Below are 17,938 nucleotides of genomic sequence, written 5' to 3'. Positions count from 1 at the left end.
CAGGCATGTAAGAGTAGATCGTCCCGCAATAGGGGAAGTATCATCAAGCTTTATATTAACAAGGCCCTGATAGCTATGCTGTCAGGGCTTTTTTTTGTCTTAAAGAAATGCAAAGTCATCTGGGTTAGCAATAAGCCTCGCAGCACTCGCTTAGCCATTTGCTCCGCTTGCGCCAGTCTCATTCTTCGACGTGTCTGCGCGGGTCATCAAAAGAGCGCGTCATGTGTTATCTATCTGAACTCACGCCACGTAGTAATGGTTTATCCTCTGTATCCAGTTGGCGTTTGTCACATCCTTTGATGTGTTACCGCGTGGCATCAAAAGAAGACGCCTTATCGTGCCTTATGTGGTCTATTAGAGCGTGACATTAAAAGAGATTGCCTATGTCGTCTATCTGGATAGATCCTCCCCACATCACTTTACGACATGGTAATAGGCGGCTGTCTATTCGGGGGGGGAGATCAAAACAAATGAAAAAGCCCTGGAAGTTGCTTTGCTCTATGGAAGCAACGCTTACTTTCAGGGCTTAGTATGGAGTTTAGGTATGATTACTGTTGATTGAATTCAACTAATATCTCGCTGTAACGTCCAGAAGCTTGGAGTGATATTAGTCCTTTGTTAAAAGCATCGCGGATTTCTTCTGCGTTAGGGGCGGTTTTTGAAATCAAAAGGTATAGGTCATTTTCTTCTAGAGGTGGAAGAAGGATCTGTAGTTGAGAGCCATCAATACCTGCCGCTTTAGCGGCTTCTTTTGCAACAGCTAAGCTATCTGCATATAGTTGGACTTCACCAGAATCTAATGCTTTAACAGCATCAGACACTTCTGCGTATTCCTTAATGTTTGAGAACGGAAAGTTATCAAATGATTCACCGATTACAGTGCCTTTCAATTTAGCAATAGAGTATTGATTGAGCTCTTCAAATGAAGAGTAATTGTTCATAGGGAAATCTGGTTTTTTGATTAGACCTGCTAGAACGGTGTAAATGGGAATGGAGAAATAGTACTCTTTTGCTCTTTCCTCTGAATAGTAACCGCCTACAATAGCGTCTTTGTCACCCTTCTTCGCGTTGTCCAAAGCATTTTGCCAGCCTGTGAATTCGATAGTAGAGTCATAACCTGATTCAGTAAGCGCTTCTTCTACAATGGCTGTAATGAAGCCGCCTTTTTCTAGGCTTTCTGCATAAAATGGTGGCCAGTTCATTGTGGTTAGTTCAACAGTTTGAGCTTTTACGGTAAGAGGAAGAGTAATAATCAAAGCGGAAAAGAACGTTGTAACTATTTTCATAAGAGTGCCTTTTTATATGATTTTGCTCATTCTATGCACATTTTTGTTTATTCTATATACAGGTGTCGTGAATGGATAGAGGGTGGTCGTATTTCCTGTCGGCCAAGAAAAATGATGATTGGCTTATATCTTGAAGTAAATATATGTGATGACATAATAATTTATGTGTTCAAAAAGACTTGGGGATAAGCCTTATTTTTATGCACAAAAAAGCCCAGTCTGATGCTGGGCTTTATGTAGATAAGAGTACGGGATTATCGAGTATTGTCTGCTAATTCACTAAGCAGTGCTCGTTGTGCACTGCGGTATTCGCCTTTCCTTGGTTTGGATAACTGATACGAGCCATCGCTCTGAAGAATCCAGCTTTGCGTATTGTCTGTTAGGTAATACTCCAGTTCCTTTTTCACTCGGCGAGTCTGTTTATAATCCTGAAGAGGGAAGGCGACTTCAATACGATTGTTTAAGTTTCTATCCATGCCATCTGCGCTGGATAAATAAACCTTAGGGTTACGATTGTTGTAGAAGTAATACACTCTAGTGTGTTCAAGGAATCGTCCTATAACGCTTCGTACACGAATATTGGATGATATGCCTTTGATACCAGGACGCAATGTACAGATGCCACGAACAATTAAGTCTATTTTTACCCCTGCCTGAGACGCTTTATAGAGAGATTGAACCAGTCTTTGTTCTGTTAACGAGTTTACTTTAATAATAATACGAGAAGGCTCACCATTGAGTGCATTTTCTGCTTCTCTGTTTATCATTTCTAACAAGCGGTCTCGAAGAGTGAACGGTGCGTGTAATAGTTTTTTGACTTTTAGTTCTTTACTCATTCCTGTGAGCTGCTGGAAAACGCGATGAACATCATCACCAATTTCCTTGTCACAGGTCATAAAGCTATAGTCGGTGTAGAGACGTGCATTACCTGCGTGGTAGTTACCTGTTCCTAGGTGAACGTAACGGGTCAGGTCTGCGCCTTCTCTACGAACGATTAGGATCATTTTCGCATGGGTTTTATGACGAACAACACCATAAACCACAATAGCACCTGCGTCTTGTAAGCGGCTTGCCAAGGCTAAGTTTTCTGCTTCATCAAAGCGAGCACGTAATTCGATGACAACTGTAACTTCTTTGCCATTCCGAGCGGCTTCAACCAATGCATTAGCAATCGGCGAGCGAGAGCCTGTTCTATATAGCGTCTGACGAATGGCGACCACACTTGGGTCTTTCGCGGCTTCACTTAATAAGTCGATAACAGGCGAGAAGCTCTCAAATGGGTGCATGAGTAAGTAGTCGCGTTGACGAATAGCCTCGAACAATCCACCAGAGCTGGCAAGCTTTCTAGGCAGGCCCGGAGAAAAAGGAGGGTACATTAGATCTGGGCGATCCACTAACTCGAGCACAGCCATAAGACGGCTAAGGTTTACAGGGCCATCGATGCGATAAAGGTCTTGCTGCTCTAGATCAAATTGCTTCAGCAAAGAGTCGACGATATGAAGAGGGCAGTTTTCGGCGATTTCCAATCGCACCGAACTACCGTAATGACGACTTTGTAATTCTGTGCGTAATGCACCTGCTAAATCGACGCCGATGTCGTCGGAATCTACTTCTAAATCCGCGTTACGAGTCAGGCGGAATTGGAAACAGCCTTTGACTGTCATACCTGGAAATAATTGATCTGCATGAGCGTGAATAATAGATGAAAGGAAAACCAGATTGTCTCCGCCTTCACACACTTCATCTGGTAATTTAACAAGTCGAGGCAGTGAACTTGGTGCAGGAACAATGGCAAGACCATTTTCACGACCAAAGGCATCTCGGCCTTCTAGTTCAACAACGAAGTTGAAGGTCTTGTTTGCTAATCTAGGGAACGGGTGTGCTGGATCGAGTCCAATAGGACTGATGATCGGCAGCACATTGTCACGAAAATAGCGCTTTACCCAAGCGGCTTGTTTTTCATTCCATACAGTACGACGAATGAACTTAACATTTTCAGTCGCTAGCTTAGGTAAAATAATATCGTTGAGAATGCGGTATTGACGGCGGACTAGCTTGTGAGCGTGTTCGCTGATCAGACCAAGCACTTTTTTCGGGTGCATGCCGTCAGGGCCATTTTTTTCACGGCTGTATTCTAATTGGCTTTTTAAACCCGCAACACGGATCTCAAAAAACTCATCCATGTTCGAACTAAAGATACACAGAAACATCAATCTATTTAGGATTGGGTGGTTCTCATCCATGGCTTGTTCAAGCACGCGCGCGTTAAACTGAAGGTGACTCAGCTCACGGTTGAAATAGAGCTCTGGGTCAGCCAGGTCAATTTCCTCTGGTAGACGCTCTTCAATAGCTATCTTATTCGGATCCTGTGGTTGCTCAGGAATAGGTTCCAGTACCAACTCTGAATCCAGTTCCAGCGGAGGGCTGGGGATAGTTTCTTTTTTATCTATTTCGTTCACCGACTGCTCAGACATGCGCTTTAATTCTCTCTAAATACCGTTTTATTGTGTTGTTGGCATTATTGTTCCTCTTGCCTACAAGTGTAGGCATATCCTAACAAATTACACCAACGCAGCCTGCTGGTCACCGATTCAATGTACTTATTTACTAAAAAATTTGAATTTCTAGCGTTTTAGCAAGCGTGCTGCATCTTTTGCAAAATAGGTAAGGATTCCATCAGCCCCTGCGCGTTTGAAAGCGAGAAGTGATTCCATCATAACCGTATCTTTATCTAGCCAGCCATTTTGAAAAGCGGCCATGTGCATTGCGTACTCACCGCTTACTTGATAAGCAAACGTTGGTACCTCAAGTTCTGTTTTTACTCTGCGCACAATGTCCAAATAAGGCATGCCAGGTTTTACCATGACCATATCCGCGCCTTCTTCTATGTCGAGCATCACCTCGCGTATAGCTTCATTTGAGTTGGCTGGGTCTATTTGGTAAGTAAATTTATTGCCTTTGCCTAGATTGCCGCTTGAGCCAATAGCATCACGGAATGGGCCGTAATAAGCAGACGCATATTTTGCGGCATACGCCATAATTAATGTGTTAATAAAGCCTTCAGCTTCAAGTTCGTCACGGATTTCACCAATTCGACCGTCCATCATGTCGGATGGTGCAACTACGTCGGCACCGGCTTTGGCATGGGAAAGCGCTTGTTTGACGAGTGTGTCTACTGTGATGTCATTCAGAACGTAGCCTGAATCATCAATAATGCCGTCTTGGCCATGAGTAGTGTAAGGATCGAGGGCAACATCAGTGAGAACGCCTAGTTCTGGGAATGTGTCTTTTAACGCACGAACGGCGCGTTGGACCAAACCGTTTGGGTTATAAGCTTCTTCAGCGTGCAAAGACTTTTTGTCGTTTTCTATAACCGGAAATAGTGCGATCGTAGGGATGCCCAGTTCGACAAGTTCTTTAGCTTCTTCTAGAAGTAAGTCGATAGAAAGGCGTTCAATGTTTGGCATAGAAGGAATGGCTTCGCGTACATTATCGCCTTCAAGAATAAACATTGGGTAGATTAAATCGTCTGATGAAAGATGATGCTCGCGCATCAGGCGGCGAGAAAAATCATTTTTACGCATGCGACGCATACGAGTGTATGGAAATGTCATCCAATATCTCTCCTTTTCGCTGTGTGGGAATGTACTTTAGTATTGTTACAATATTATGTCAGTACTAGAGTGAAAGCTTTGTGTTAAGACAAAACTTTACGGATTTCTAGCACTTAGTCTTTGTTTATACGTTCTTTTCTGTATTCGCCTAAGCGAGCAAGGTCTCGGCTTCTTCAAGCTCTTCTTGAGCCTCGAACCACGCTTCTTCACTTTCTGCTTGGGTCTTCTTCCACTTAGCTTCGTCACTCAACAAATGTTGAAGCTCGTCTTTTTTATCTGCTTCATAAAGGCTGGAATCTGCCATCGCCTCAGCAATACGGTCAAGTTGCTCTTGTGCTGCTTGAACAGCTTTTTCATATTTTTCTATTTTCTTATGGAGCGGTCGCAACTTTTCACGCATTTCAGCGGCTTTGCGACGTTCTTCTTTACGGTCCACTTTATCGAGTTTGTCACCTGCTAGTTCACCTTTTTCCAGCTGTGCTGCGTTGGCTTGTCTTGCTTGTAACCATGCATGATAAGTTGGTAAATCGCCATCGAAAGCTTGAATCTGATGGTCCGCAACGAGGTAAAATTCATCAACCGTGCTATTAAGAAGGTGCCGGTCGTGAGATACCAGCAAAATAGAGCCTGGGAACTCTTGCAAGGCTTCTGTTAATGCTTGGCGCATTTCGATATCCAAATGGTTAGTTGGTTCATCAAGTACTAATAGGTTTGGTTTGGTCCACGAAATAAGAGATAAGGCCAAACGCGCTTTTTCGCCACCTGAAAAGCCTTTGACCGCACGTAGTGCGTCGTCACCAATAAAACCAAAGCCTCCTAAGTAACGACGAATGTCACTTTCCAGTACTTTTGGTGTTAAGCGCTGAATGTGCAACAGGGGCGAAGCTTCTAGGTCAAGAGCACTGAGTTGGTGTTGTGAGAAGTAACCGATTTTTAGGTTTTCACCTGTGATGCGATCCCCTGCCAAAATACTAATTTCGCCAACAATGGACTTTATGAGGGTTGACTTGCCCGCGCCATTCGGACCAAGTAAACCAATACGCTGACCGTCTCGAAGAGCAAAGTTAGTGTTGCCCAGTTGAACGGTTTTTGCGCCTGATTCAGCGGTATAGCCCAAGTCAGCTTGTGATAAGTTGATCAACAGTTGCGAGGTTTTCTCGGCGACAGGAATGGAAAACTCAAATTGTGAGTCTATATGCGCAGGACCAATAATTTCCATCTTCTCGAGCATTTTTAAGCGGCTCTGAGCTTGTTTCGCCTTATCAGCTTTATAACGAAAGCGATCGACATATTGCTGCAGATGTGCACGTTTCTCTTGTTGTTTCTCATAGTTGGCTTGTTGTTGCGCTAGATGCTCGGCTCGTTGGCGCTCGTAGTCTGAATAATTGCCTTTATAAAGCACCAGTTGCTTTTGATAGAGGTGAACAATATGGCTACAAATGCCATCTAAGAAATCCCTATCATGGGAGATTAATAACAAGGTGCCAGGGTATTGTCGCAGCCAGTTTTCCAGCCACATAACAGCATCCAAATCCAAGTGGTTGGTTGGTTCGTCGAGCAAGAGAACGTCGGAAGGGCACATTAAAGCTTTGGCAAGGTTAAGCCGAATTCGCCACCCCCCTGAGAAGTCCGACACAGGTCTTTGCATGTCTGACATCTTGAAACCTAGACCTTGCAGTAATGTTTCGCCACGGGATTGTGCAGTGTAGCCATGAGCATTTTCGTATTCGCCTAGCCAGCTTGCGTGAGCATGATCGTCTCCACTCGATTGGGCTTTAGCAATATTGCTCTCGATTTCTCTGAGTTTGTCGTCGCCATCAAGGCAATAATCCAACGCACTGCGCTGCGTTTCTTCTACTTCTTGAGCCATAAAAGCGATACGTCGTTGGCCGGGTAAAACCACTTCGCCAGTGTCTGCGTGTAGCTCGCCTTTGATCATGGCGAATAAAGAGGATTTACCAGCGCCATTGGCCCCAATTAGGCCAACTTTTTGACCTTCGAAAATGGTGAGGTCGGCTTCTTCAAGGAGGAACTGAGTACCGCGCTGTAGACTAACTTCAGTAAATTGGATCATAAAAACTAGACATCTCTTATCTCAATTAATGAGAAGTGATATTGGCCGTTTCAATCGGCTTTTCAATAAAAAGTATAATGTCTAACATTTTAGAGTGCTGCCAGACTAAACGAAATAGCAAGCGTGCATATTCCCAGTTTATACACGGTTTAAAGTGGATGATTGATCGCCTCAAGGGTAAAATAACGACAATATTAATTTGAACTTTTAAAGGTCGGGCTTTTTAGTCTAATCAAGGTGTGTCTAGTGAATAATGTAACCATCAATGAAATACAGCGTTTTTCCTTTGATAATAGCAACGTCCGTGGTGAGCGAGTGCTGCTGAATGATGCTTATCAAGAAATTATTAAACGCAAAGAGTACCCACTATCGCTAGAAAAACTCTTAGGTGAGTTTGTCGCAGCAATCGCATTGTTAAGAGATATCATCAAAATAGATGGTGTTTTATCTATTCAGGCAAAAGGTCATGGTTTTTTGTCGACCTTGATGATGGAATGTGATGAAAACCAAAATCTGCGTGGCATTGCGCAGTGGGATGATAGCGAAGTAGTGCCAGAAGAGATCTCTTTAAAAGAGGTGCTCGAGGGCGGTTATTTAGCGATTACTATTCAGCCGCGTAATGGCCAGCGCTATCAAGGCATTGTTGAAATCAGCGGCGATACTTTGGCAGAATGTCTTGAACAGTACTTTTCGCAATCTGAACAGCTGCCAAGCCGAGTTTGGTTGGCGGCGAATGGCACACAATGTGGTGGTCTGTTCTTACAGCGTTTGCCAGCAGAGCAAGCGAAAGAAGGGGATGAAGATGCTTGGGAGCGTTTGATTCATCTTACGTCTACTGTAAAGGAAGATGAGTTACTTGGCCTTGAAACGGGCGAATTATTGCATCGCTTATATCACGAAGAAGAAGTTCGTCTATACGACACCAAGGTAATGCAGTTTGGTTGTTCGTGTTCTCGTCAGCGTACTTTTGATGCGGTTATGTCGTTGGGGGCAGAAGAAGTCCGCGAGCTTCTCATCGAACAAGGTAGCGTAAAAGTTGACTGTCAATTCTGTGCAGAAATCTATGAATTCACAGAGGAAGACTTAATTGATTCTTTAGGTGATCAAGCCCAAACGCATTAATCTTTAAACGTGGCGTGATTGACAAGGTCACGCCACGAAATAATACCTACGATGTTATCTTCATTGTCTGTAACGGGTAGACAAGATATGTCTACCCGTTTTAACCAGGCAACAATATCTTCCACTGGCGTTTCTGCTTTTACCGTAATGGGTTGGCGAGTCATTACTTGGTGGGCGGCTCGGTTAAGGGTATCAATGTCTCTTGGCTGTTCAGAAGCGCTGTCTATAAAAGGACTTATAAGGCGCAATAAATCTCGGTCAGAGATAATGCCAACCAGTTTTCCTTTATCAGTAACAGGAAGATGATGGAACCCATTTGTTTCCATTATGTGTCTTACTTGAGGTAAGCGCTCATCCATGTCAACACAGATGACATCCGTTACCATAATATCTTTTGCTTTCATCTTCATCAAGCTAGAAAATAAGAGGATTTAGTATACTTATGTTGAATATTGATAATTCAATATAGCAGCATAATCAAAGCATGTTTTTTCTTAATGTCGTTAACATCGATCTTCTTGCTGCTAAAGTCAACAAAATGTCGCTAATCTTGTATTTTGAAATGTGAATATAAATACATTCTTATACTAAGGTCTCAAGACATTGTTTCCAAAATCCGTATAATCAACCTACACCTGCTCAGAATCCCTTATACGTTGTTTATTTTTTAATGTTCAGCGAACGAGCAAAGGCGTTCTGAAGAGAGTGTGGAGAGAGCAAAGTATATCATCTACTGTGCTTACTGCTGGCCAAAAGCCTCCTTTCTGCATCACTCTCAAATTCACAATTGGCTATGACACGGCGAAATCATATGACCTCAAATTCTGTAGACGTTTTACTAGTCGGGGGCGGTGCGATGAGCACCACCTTAGGAGTATTATTAAAGCAATTAGACCCTAGCATGACCATGTTAATGGTCGAGCGCTTAGGTAGTGTTGCGAAAGAAAGTACAGATGGCTGGAACAATGCTGGAACAGGCCATGCTGCATACTGCGAGCTTAATTATACGTCTGAAAATGCGGATGGCTCGGTGAATATTGATAAAGCAGTTAATATTAATGCTGCTTTTGAAATCAGCCTTCAGTTCTGGTCATACCTTGTAGAGCAAGGTTTGATGCCAGCACCACAAGAGTTTATCCATCGTGTGCCTCATCAAAGCTTTGTTTGGGGTGAGCGTAACGTCAAAATGCTAAAAGCGCGTCATGCAGCTATGAGCGCACATCCTGCTTTCAAAGAAATGCAATACACGGAAGATCGTGAAAAGATGAAGGAGTGGATGCCTCTTATCATGAATAATCGTGATGAGAGTGAGCCACTTGCTGCAACACGTATTGAGCATGGAACTGACGTTAACTTCGGTGCGATTGCTCGCAATATGAGTAAGCATTTAGAAACCTTAGATGGCTTTGATTTGCAGCTGAATTGCGAAGTAAGTGCTCTGAAGAAACGATCTGATGGGCGATGGGACGTCACGATTGAGCAAAATGGTTCTCGTAAGACTATCGATGCGAAATTTGTTTTCCTAGGTGCTGGTGGTGGCGCTTTGCCTTTGCTACAAAAAGCAGAGGTAAAAGAAGGCAAAGGCTTTGGCGGTTTCCCAGTAAGTGGCCAGTGGCTGGTATGTGAAAAGCCTGAATTGGTAGAGCAGCATTTTGCTAAAGTTTATGGTGCTGCGCCGATTGGCGCGCCGCCAATGTCTGTTCCACATTTGGATACGCGAATCATAGATGGTAAAAAGGCTATTTTGTTTGGCCCATTTGCTGGTTTTACGACAAAATTCTTGAAAACAGGTTCATTCTTCGATTTACCTAAAAGTGTTCGGTTTGACAATATTAAGCCGATGTTAAGTGTTGGTAAAAATAATATGGACCTCACTCGTTACTTAATTAGCGAAGTGATGCAATCCCACAAGGATCGCTGCAATTCATTGCGTCAGTTTTTTCCTGATGCTAAAGACGAAGATTGGGAGCTTGCTTACGCAGGGCAGCGAGTTCAAATTATTAAGAAAGATGAAGCAGGTGGCGGTAAGCTTGAGTTTGGCACAGAAGCTATTACCACTGAAGACGGGACTCTTGCTGCATTGCTAGGCGCTTCTCCAGGCGCATCAACAACGGTTAATACTATGATTGGTATTCTAGAGCGTTGTTTTGATGATCGTGTTAAGTCTGCTGATTGGCAAGCGAAAATGAAAGAAATGGTGCCTTCTTATGGCCAATCATTGGTCGACAATACGGACCTTCTTCTTTCTATTCGTGCTAACACGCTAGAAACCCTGAACTTAAAGCCTTAATAAAACTAGGTATAATGTATCTTTTAAAAGCTGGGGCTCGCCCAGCTTTTTTGTATTTTATAATTGAGATCATTGCATGCTTGTTGTGCAGAGGTTTTAAAACAGATATCAAAAATAATGTGAGATCAAATATGACAATGACCTTTGCTGAACGCGCAGACCAATTGTGTGACAGATTACGAGATATGGAGCACCATGCAGAGGAAGGCGATCAGCTGTTTTACTGTGCTTATCTTCTCGGGCTTTTGGGGTTACACAGTAGTGTTGAAGGGGAAGGACAGGAAGAGTTTGATCGTGCTTTTACAGAAATACTGCAAGAAACACTTGAAGCGGAAGGTGTGACTGACGAGGACCAAGACAATATCAAAGCATTGTGGGTACAAGTTTATTCCACCGTTGTTTAACTTAGGAATTTAGTGAGTTAAGGCGCTGAGCGTATAAAAAAGAGGTAATGATGAAGCGTTACCTCTTTTTTTGGTCTATTTTATCGGCTCTATTTCTTAAAGTTTTGGCTTGTCAGGATGCGGCGCATAAGCAAATACATCTGAGAAGCAGGCATCTTTGTTGATGCCTTTTAGCTCTAGTTGATCAAGGGTTCCGTATACCATACCCACTGAGCCACTGATAAAGGCTGTACTTTTGCTTAAGTCCGGATGATCTTCCAAAATGGCTTCGTATAACCAGCCTGTGCGGCCATGCCACTGATTGTCTGCTTCATTGACGATGACATCTAATGAAAACGGCGAGTATTTGTGAGCTTCTTCTAACCACTCTTTTGCGAATACATCTTGCGATGTTCTTAGGCCCCAGTAGAAAGAAACGTTACCAGTGAAATTCTTTTCGACTAAGTCACTGTATAAGCTCTTAATTTGAGCAAAGCCTGTGCCGCCAGCGATCAACAGAATGTGTTCTGGATTGGAATCTAAAATACCATTAGCAATGTGGCAATCTCCACCGGGAGCTTTGATGGCTGCACTGCTGCTTGACTGAAAATATTCAACTACCTTCTGAGCAAGCGAGCCAGCATCTGAAACCAAAATGTACAATGTTAAATAAGGGAGCTCATGAGGGGCACTACCGATAGAGTAAGGAACTTGCTCACCTGTTGGTAACACGACCATCAGGTATTGACCCGCTTCAAAAGTAAAGTTTTCTACCTTCAAAGTAATCTGGTAAACATTCTGGTTGATTAATTCGACAGCGTTCACCGTCGCGGTAATCTCTTTCATTTAAACTACTCCAATATAGGTTGCACTTACCTTAAATACGGAAAGCAAGCAGACATTGATAATGCATCATGTTTGTTGTGTAAGTAAAAAAAAACCACTTCGTGAAGTGGTTTTTTATGGCAGACTTTTTTGCTGCTAAAAAAGTCTGCCTATTTGTTTTTGCCTTTCATTGATTCAAAGAACTCATCGTTTGTTTGAGTCACTTTTAGACGGTCGATAAGGAATTCTGTCGCGGCAACATCTTCCATAGGATTCAATAGCTTGCGAAGAATCCACATACGTTGCAGTTCGTCCTCTGATGTCAGTAAATCTTCACGACGAGTACCTGAACGACGAATATTGATCGCTGGGAAAGTGCGTTTTTCTGCGATTTTACGATCTAAGTGCAATTCGGAGTTACCAGTACCTTTGAATTCCTCAAAGATAACTTCATCCATTTTAGAGCCTGTATCAACAAGCGCTGTTGCGATGATGGTTAAACTACCGCCTTCTTCGATATTACGTGCTGCACCAAAGAAACGTTTTGGACGTTCTAGAGCGTTTGCATCCACACCACCGGTTAGTACTTTACCAGATGAAGGGATTACAGTGTTGTAGGCGCGTGCCAGACGAGTGATGGAATCCAATAGGATAACCACGTCACGTTTATGCTCGACAAGTCGTTTTGCTTTTTCGATTACCATTTCTGCAACTTGCACGTGGCGAGCTGGTGGCTCATCAAATGTAGAGGCAACAACTTCACCACGAACGGTACGAGACATCTCTGTCACTTCCTCAGGGCGTTCATCGATCAATAGGACGATCATATGGCATTCAGGGTTGTTACGAGTGATGGAGTTAGCAATGTTTTGCAACATGAAGGTTTTACCCGCTTTTGGCGGTGAAACAACCAAGGCGCGCTGACCTTTCCCCATTGGGGCAACAAGGTCGATAATACGCGATGTCACATCTTCCGTAGAGCCGTTGCCAGCTTCCATAAGAAGTCGTTCATCAGGGAATAGGGGAGTTAAGTTTTCGAAAAGAATTTTATTGCGAACGCTTTCAGGCTTATCAAAGTTGATTTCATTGACTTTTAATAGAGCAAAATAGCGCTCACCATCCTTCGGAGGACGAATTTTACCGGCAATAGTGTCGCCAGTACGAAGGTTGAAACGTCTAATTTGGCTTGGTGACACATATATATCGTCAGGACCCGCTAGGTATGAGCTGTCAGGTGAACGTAGGAAGCCAAAGCCATCTTGAAGAATCTCTAAGATACCGTCGCCGTAAATGTCTTCCCCACCTTTCGCATGACGCTTTAAGATTGAGAAAATAACATCTTGCTTACGGGAGCGAGCCATGTTGTCTAGGCCCATTTCTGCTGCGATGTCTAAAAGTTCGTGTACTGATTTCTGTTTTAAGTCGGTAAGGTTCATAAACGGGTTTTGTATTAGCTCATTTGAGGAAAAATGACGGAATTAGAGTTAATCAAAATAGATAACCATAATTTGTGTCTAAGAAGTATTTAACAATGTATCAGCTATTCGGCATCAATAAACACAAAACAGGATGGTTATATAGTCGTTTTGGTTTACATGAGCCCGGATAGGGCAAAGCCAATACAGCGCGAAACAATTTGATTGGGATCTGAATAGCATTTTGCTTAGAGCAAGGTTGCAATCAAGAACATCCATACTATAGATCGACTTAAACGCGAGGTCTATAGTCAAACTCAGGAAAAAAACACTTTCTGGTAATTTTTTGATCAAGTTTAGGTGTTTTGGTGCTGATGGGCGGTTTTTTTTACCTATTAAGCAGCGTTTCTTTCTTGATTTTCGAAAAAAGAGGCGATTTTTTATAAAAAATTCATTTAATCTCGTGTTGTTTTTGCCATCTTCTTGGCGATGACACCGTATAGTAACTGATATACTCTTATTCTTATTGAGACTTCTCTGACGTAAGGCTTTCTGAATGCAATCACTCTTTTTGCAACAATCTCATGACTTTCCTTTTGAAAAAATCGCAGCGATAGACTTGGGCTCGAACAGCTTTCATATGGTTGTTGCCCAAGTTACGCATGGACAGTTACGTATAACGGGAGAATTTGGTGACAAGGTTCAGCTCGCCGCTGGCTTAGTAAACGGCCATTTGGATGATGAGTCTCAGCAACGCGGCCTAGATTGTCTGGCGCAATTTGCTCAAGTGATTGAAGACATGCCTCCAGGTTCTGTCCGAGTGGTGGGGACGAACGCTTTAAGGGTGGCGAAGAATCGCTATGATTTCATTGGTAAAGCAATGGATATCATGAGTCACCCAGTTGAGATTATTGCAGGTCGAGAAGAAGCCCGTTTGATCTATGTTGGTGTCGCAAGAACCATGGATCATGGTGAGTCAAAGCGCTTGGTCGTCGATATTGGTGGTGGTAGTACAGAATTTATTATTGGTAAGCAGTTAGAGCCGATATTGACTGAAAGCCTTCATATGGGTTGTGTGAGCTTCAAACAACGCTTTTTTGACGATGGCGTTATTAACAAGTCCAATTTTCAGAAAGCTGTTACTGCAGCACGTTTAGAGCTTTTAAGTATTCAAGATGATTATCTCGATGAAACATGGGATGTGGCGATAGGCTCGTCAGGGACTGTAAAAGCTGCTTTCAATATTGTTAAGGAAAATAATTGGAGCAAAAAAGGCATTACCCTTAAAGCATTGAAGCAAATCCAAAAGGCATTGTTTGCCGCTGGGCACGCGGACAACATTGAGTTGGTCGGACTGAAGCCAGAACGTAAAAGTACCTTTGCTGCTGGAATTGCCATACTGACTGCGGTGTTTGAATGTTTTGATATTAAGCAAATGGATTTCTCTAATGGTGCACTTAGAGAAGGTGTTTTGTATGACATTATGGGGCGTTACGCAGAGACGGATATTCGTGAACGTACTGTTAATTATATGTTGAACCAATATCATATTGATACAGAGCAAGCGAAGCTCGTTACTCATACTGCTCTGTCTGCTTTGGCTCAAGTTAAAGATGATTGGAATTTAAACAGCATTTCTAGTGAGGACTTATTGCGCTGGGCGGGCTTGCTTCATGAAGTTGGCGTGGGCATTTCGCACAGCCGTTATCATAAGCATGGCGCTTACATTATTAGCGAGTCTGATATGCCAGGCTTTTCTCAACAAGAGCAGCAAGCCCTAGCGAATTTGATTTTGCGTCATAGACGGAAATTTTCTCAGTCTTTGGACTATCGATTTACTAAAAGTGATCAACAGGATTTAGATAGACTGTCTATTATATTAAGGCTGTCTATTTTATTGCATCATGATAGAAAAGAAGGCGACATGCCTATTTTTACACTTAAGGCAGATAATAAGAGTCTTCATGCTGAGTTTTTGCCTGAATGGCTTGATAATCGACCACTGACATTGGCTAACTTGCAACGGGAAGCAGAATCATTATCTGCTAACGACTATAAGTTAACTTTTAGCTAAATGATGACGAGTCGTTAGGTTAATTTATCGATAGAACGATATAACGCTGCAACTTCCTCTCTTTGTAATCCTGATACTCTAGAGAGTCGGCCAATACTGGAAGAAATTTGGACTGACTCTTTACCGACCTCCTCACCCTTTGCGTCAGGATCATTTGCTTGTACTTGAGAAGACAGCATCTGTTTAGCTTTGTCAGAAAGTTGAACTGGGTCCTGTTGGCGGCTCAAATCAGGTCGCACGTCTGTTTCTGCCTGTGCTGAAAAGCTAGGCATGTACAAACGATTGTTTGATACTGATGAGATTGACACGATAGTCACCTTAAAAAGTTGCTCAAGTCATCTTATATTATAGTACAAAAAATAGACAGGCGAGAGGTTTTGTCTCGATATATTGAATGTCATTTAATAGTGTACTTTGTGGCGTTTGGCTTTATTAGAGCTGGAAATTAGAGTTCAAATGAAAAATTATTATAATTATTTATTTTATGCTTACACTCAGCATATTAGTGTCATTGCTATGTAAGGATGATATTGTTTGCACATTGTCCAAAAAAACGACGATCAAAATAAATAGTACATTGAACAGGTAAACGGTTTGCTTTGTATCATGTCGTTTCGTTGATAACGTGAATGATTATCTGTTGTAAGTAATTTGCTTCAAAAAGGGTGCCGCATGAGCCAAGAAAATCTCCCGATAGAACATCTTTATTTTACTGAGACGAATTTAGAGCAAATCTTAGAAAATTTGGATGTTGTTCGTAACCGAATCCATCCCCAATTAAGTGATGATGAAGTCGCTATTGATCAGGTGTTTCCATCTGTTTGTTTAATTGGTTTAGGTCGTTGTGGTTCTAATATTGCGTTAGATGTCGCATCGCTAGTCTACGACGCCAGAGCTAATTATATGCGCGAAGTAGAAAGCCAAGAAATATTGGAGAGTGAACGCGAGTTCCGCCCTATGCGGTGGATTCGTAAGCATTTGCCAATTGAAGGGAAAGACGGTTTTAAACCTGTTTTCTTAATAGAACCAATCGTTTTGTTAGGTGACTTGGATAAAGATATTGAGGGACGTATTCGCTTCTCAAATCAGGAAGGCCGAACAAAGTTTCTAGAAGAATATAAAAAATTACAAATAATGGACTTGTCTGAAGTTCATGCTGGTGGTGCTGGTAACGCGCCTATCTTAGGGCAATACCTTGCTAAAATTATCCTTAATAAGGATGCAACGACGTTCCGTAACGAGAACTGGAAAAACATGCATTCTTATTTAGTTGATTCATGTGGAATTAAAGCAAACCAATCACGTCTCTATTTTTATATTTTTAGTGCGGGTGGTGGGACCGGCTCAGGCATGGCGTCTGAATTTGGCCTAGCGCAACAGTTTTCATACTTGAGTAAGACATTTGATTACCGTTCTGATCAAAATCAAATGGTTGATAAGCGTCATAGCTTTGTTTTTGAACCTATCTTTACATCAGGTATTTGTATTCTTCCGAATATTTCCGGAAAAAATGTAGAAATTTCTGAAGCGTTGCACATTAATGCGGGGCGCTTGTTAACGAAATACATTTCAGAAGAATGGAATTTTTCGTATAACGAAGAGCGTGAAGATGATGAGGTTCCAGCTGATGTGATGGAGCGTATTCGTCCATGGAACTCTATGATGCTGATCTCTAATGACATCATGCGCTACGCTGAAGAAGAAGATGGTGGTGATGCCGATAACATTGATGTTAATACTATGGAGAAATACGCTAACCAGTACATTTCTCAGCAAATTTTTAACATTCTAACAGCTCAAGCTGTAACAACAGATTATGATGAAGATTACTTCCGTCGTGCAGGTATTGATATAGCAGAAACTATTCGCCTAGATGCAAACGATTTGTTTATGAGCTTGGCTGGTCCTGTGGCCGTTGCTTATGCAGAAAGTGTTGTGGGCGAAGGGAAGCATCAAGATACCGTTGATATTGATGATTTGTTTTGTCGTTCAATAGAGTTGCCTCACTTTAACAATGACACCTCTGCCATTGAAGGCGTGAGTGTGTTGCCTGTTGAATCTGATAGATATCGTGACGCAATTAAAAATTACCGTAAGAGTGGGTATGATGCAAGTGAACTGAATCATCTACATTTCTTTAAAAACTGTTCATCTATTGTGTCTATTATTTCATTGCCTCGAGACTACAAATTGTCTTTCACGGCATTGAATCGTCTTAAAATGCACTTGAATCGCCTGTGCCCAAATACCACATTGAAGCGTTATGCTTTGGTTATAGGCGCTTCTGCGAACTTATCTTTGACGACCTTGATCGCTAAAAGTCCATGTTTAAGTGATGACTTCCTTACCTTAATGGTCGCTTATATGAAGCGCTGTTTTGCTCGTGATGATTACCGCTACACGGACGAAATCGATAAAGCTATTATCAACATGATTCAAGAAGATGAATTTGATGAAAGCTTGGTGGATAAGTACTTTACGACGTACGAAAACCCCGCAAAAATCTTAGATACGAATTGGTATGCAATTAAACCAATGTACGAGAAAAAGTATCGTGAGCTGATTGATAACAGCCAACGTTTTGTTTCCATTAATGATATTCGCTTAGATATTAATAATGTTAAAAATGCGATTAAGTATCTTCGAGAAATTTATCGCCATCGTATCAGTAAGACAAATGTCTTAACTTTGAATGGCTAGTACTTTTTAGCGCAGGTTATATAAAATGTTGTGCATTAAAAGGCCACTTAATACATTATTAAGTGGCCTTTTCTATTTTTTGACACTTTCTGATAGCGAGATTATTCAAGAGTTGGCTTAACTATTGAATAGCTTAAGACAGTGCCATGGCTGTG

At 42.1% G+C, this 17,938-nt stretch carries 13 protein-coding genes; 5 read left to right on the top strand and 8 right to left on the bottom strand.

Annotated features, from left to right (window positions below; all coding sequences use genetic code 11):
* Positions 1 to 548: 548 nt before the first annotated feature.
* The 4 genes from DFP77_RS17505 to DFP77_RS17490 form a co-directional block, all read right to left on the bottom strand.
* On the bottom strand, positions 549 to 1,286 hold the full coding sequence (locus DFP77_RS17505; RefSeq protein ID WP_114413498.1) for a substrate-binding periplasmic protein: 738 nt from the start codon (positions 1,284 to 1,286) through the stop codon (positions 549 to 551).
* Positions 1,287 to 1,540: 254 nt separating this feature from the next.
* Positions 1,541 to 3,760 (bottom strand): polyphosphate kinase 1, encoded by a 2,220-nt coding sequence (gene ppk1 / locus DFP77_RS17500; RefSeq protein WP_114413497.1) that lies wholly within the window; start codon positions 3,758 to 3,760, stop codon positions 1,541 to 1,543.
* 150 nt (positions 3,761 to 3,910) lie between these two features.
* Positions 3,911 to 4,900 (bottom strand): porphobilinogen synthase, encoded by a 990-nt coding sequence (hemB, locus tag DFP77_RS17495; protein WP_114413496.1) that lies wholly within the window; start codon positions 4,898 to 4,900, stop codon positions 3,911 to 3,913.
* 148 nt (positions 4,901 to 5,048) lie between these two features.
* The gene (locus tag DFP77_RS17490) at positions 5,049 to 6,974 is read right to left on the bottom strand and encodes an ABC-F family ATP-binding cassette domain-containing protein (RefSeq protein ID WP_114413495.1); all 1,926 of its coding nucleotides are present in this window, start codon (positions 6,972 to 6,974) and stop codon (positions 5,049 to 5,051) included.
* Between the two features lie 246 nt (positions 6,975 to 7,220).
* Between DFP77_RS17490 and hslO the strand changes: the two genes are divergently transcribed.
* Complete coding sequence (gene hslO, locus DFP77_RS17485; RefSeq protein ID WP_114413494.1) at positions 7,221 to 8,096, top strand: Hsp33 family molecular chaperone HslO; 876 nt, start codon at positions 7,221 to 7,223, stop codon at positions 8,094 to 8,096.
* Here the strand turns inward: hslO and DFP77_RS17480 are convergent.
* Positions 8,093 to 8,500: a CBS domain-containing protein gene (locus DFP77_RS17480; RefSeq protein ID WP_114413500.1), complete on the bottom strand. Its 408-nt coding sequence runs from the start codon at positions 8,498 to 8,500 to the stop codon at positions 8,093 to 8,095. The genes hslO and DFP77_RS17480 overlap by 4 nt on opposite strands.
* A gap of 407 nt (positions 8,501 to 8,907) precedes the next feature.
* Between DFP77_RS17480 and mqo the strand changes: the two genes are divergently transcribed.
* Together mqo and DFP77_RS17470 are read left to right on the top strand one after the other, a co-directional pair.
* Positions 8,908 to 10,386, top strand: a complete 1,479-nt coding sequence (gene mqo, locus DFP77_RS17475; protein WP_374058261.1) for a malate dehydrogenase (quinone) — start codon at positions 8,908 to 8,910, stop codon at positions 10,384 to 10,386.
* Between the two features lie 131 nt (positions 10,387 to 10,517).
* Positions 10,518 to 10,790: a YfcL family protein gene (locus tag DFP77_RS17470; RefSeq protein WP_114413499.1), complete on the top strand. Its 273-nt coding sequence runs from the start codon at positions 10,518 to 10,520 to the stop codon at positions 10,788 to 10,790.
* A 96-nt stretch (positions 10,791 to 10,886) separates the two neighbouring features.
* On the opposite strand, the gene DFP77_RS17465 is transcribed toward DFP77_RS17470, so the two are convergent.
* Both DFP77_RS17465 and rho read right to left on the bottom strand, forming a co-directional pair.
* Positions 10,887 to 11,615, bottom strand: coding sequence for an NAD(P)H-flavin reductase (locus DFP77_RS17465; protein ID WP_114413492.1), 729 nt, complete (start codon positions 11,613 to 11,615; stop codon positions 10,887 to 10,889).
* 149 nt (positions 11,616 to 11,764) lie between these two features.
* The gene (gene rho / locus DFP77_RS17460; protein ID WP_114413491.1) at positions 11,765 to 13,030 is read right to left on the bottom strand and encodes a transcription termination factor Rho; all 1,266 of its coding nucleotides are present in this window, start codon (positions 13,028 to 13,030) and stop codon (positions 11,765 to 11,767) included.
* Between the two features lie 535 nt (positions 13,031 to 13,565).
* On the opposite strand from rho, the gene DFP77_RS17455 reads away from it, so the two are divergent.
* Positions 13,566 to 15,083, top strand: coding sequence for a Ppx/GppA phosphatase family protein (locus DFP77_RS17455; RefSeq protein ID WP_114413490.1), 1,518 nt, complete (start codon positions 13,566 to 13,568; stop codon positions 15,081 to 15,083).
* A gap of 14 nt (positions 15,084 to 15,097) precedes the next feature.
* Here the strand turns inward: DFP77_RS17455 and DFP77_RS17450 are convergent, their stop codons facing one another.
* Positions 15,098 to 15,391 (bottom strand): hypothetical protein, encoded by a 294-nt coding sequence (locus DFP77_RS17450; RefSeq protein ID WP_114413489.1) that lies wholly within the window; start codon positions 15,389 to 15,391, stop codon positions 15,098 to 15,100.
* A gap of 364 nt (positions 15,392 to 15,755) precedes the next feature.
* Between DFP77_RS17450 and DFP77_RS17445 the strand changes: the two genes are divergently transcribed.
* Positions 15,756 to 17,783, top strand: coding sequence for a hypothetical protein (locus DFP77_RS17445; protein WP_114413488.1), 2,028 nt, complete (start codon positions 15,756 to 15,758; stop codon positions 17,781 to 17,783).
* Positions 17,784 to 17,938 lie beyond the last annotated feature (155 nt).

The organism is Marinomonas foliarum (assembly GCF_003337275.1).
Taxonomy (GTDB): Bacteria; Pseudomonadota; Gammaproteobacteria; order Pseudomonadales; family Marinomonadaceae; genus Marinomonas; species Marinomonas foliarum.
The sequence above is the reverse complement of the archived record's forward strand: the minus strand, read 5'-3'. Positions and strand labels throughout refer to the sequence as shown.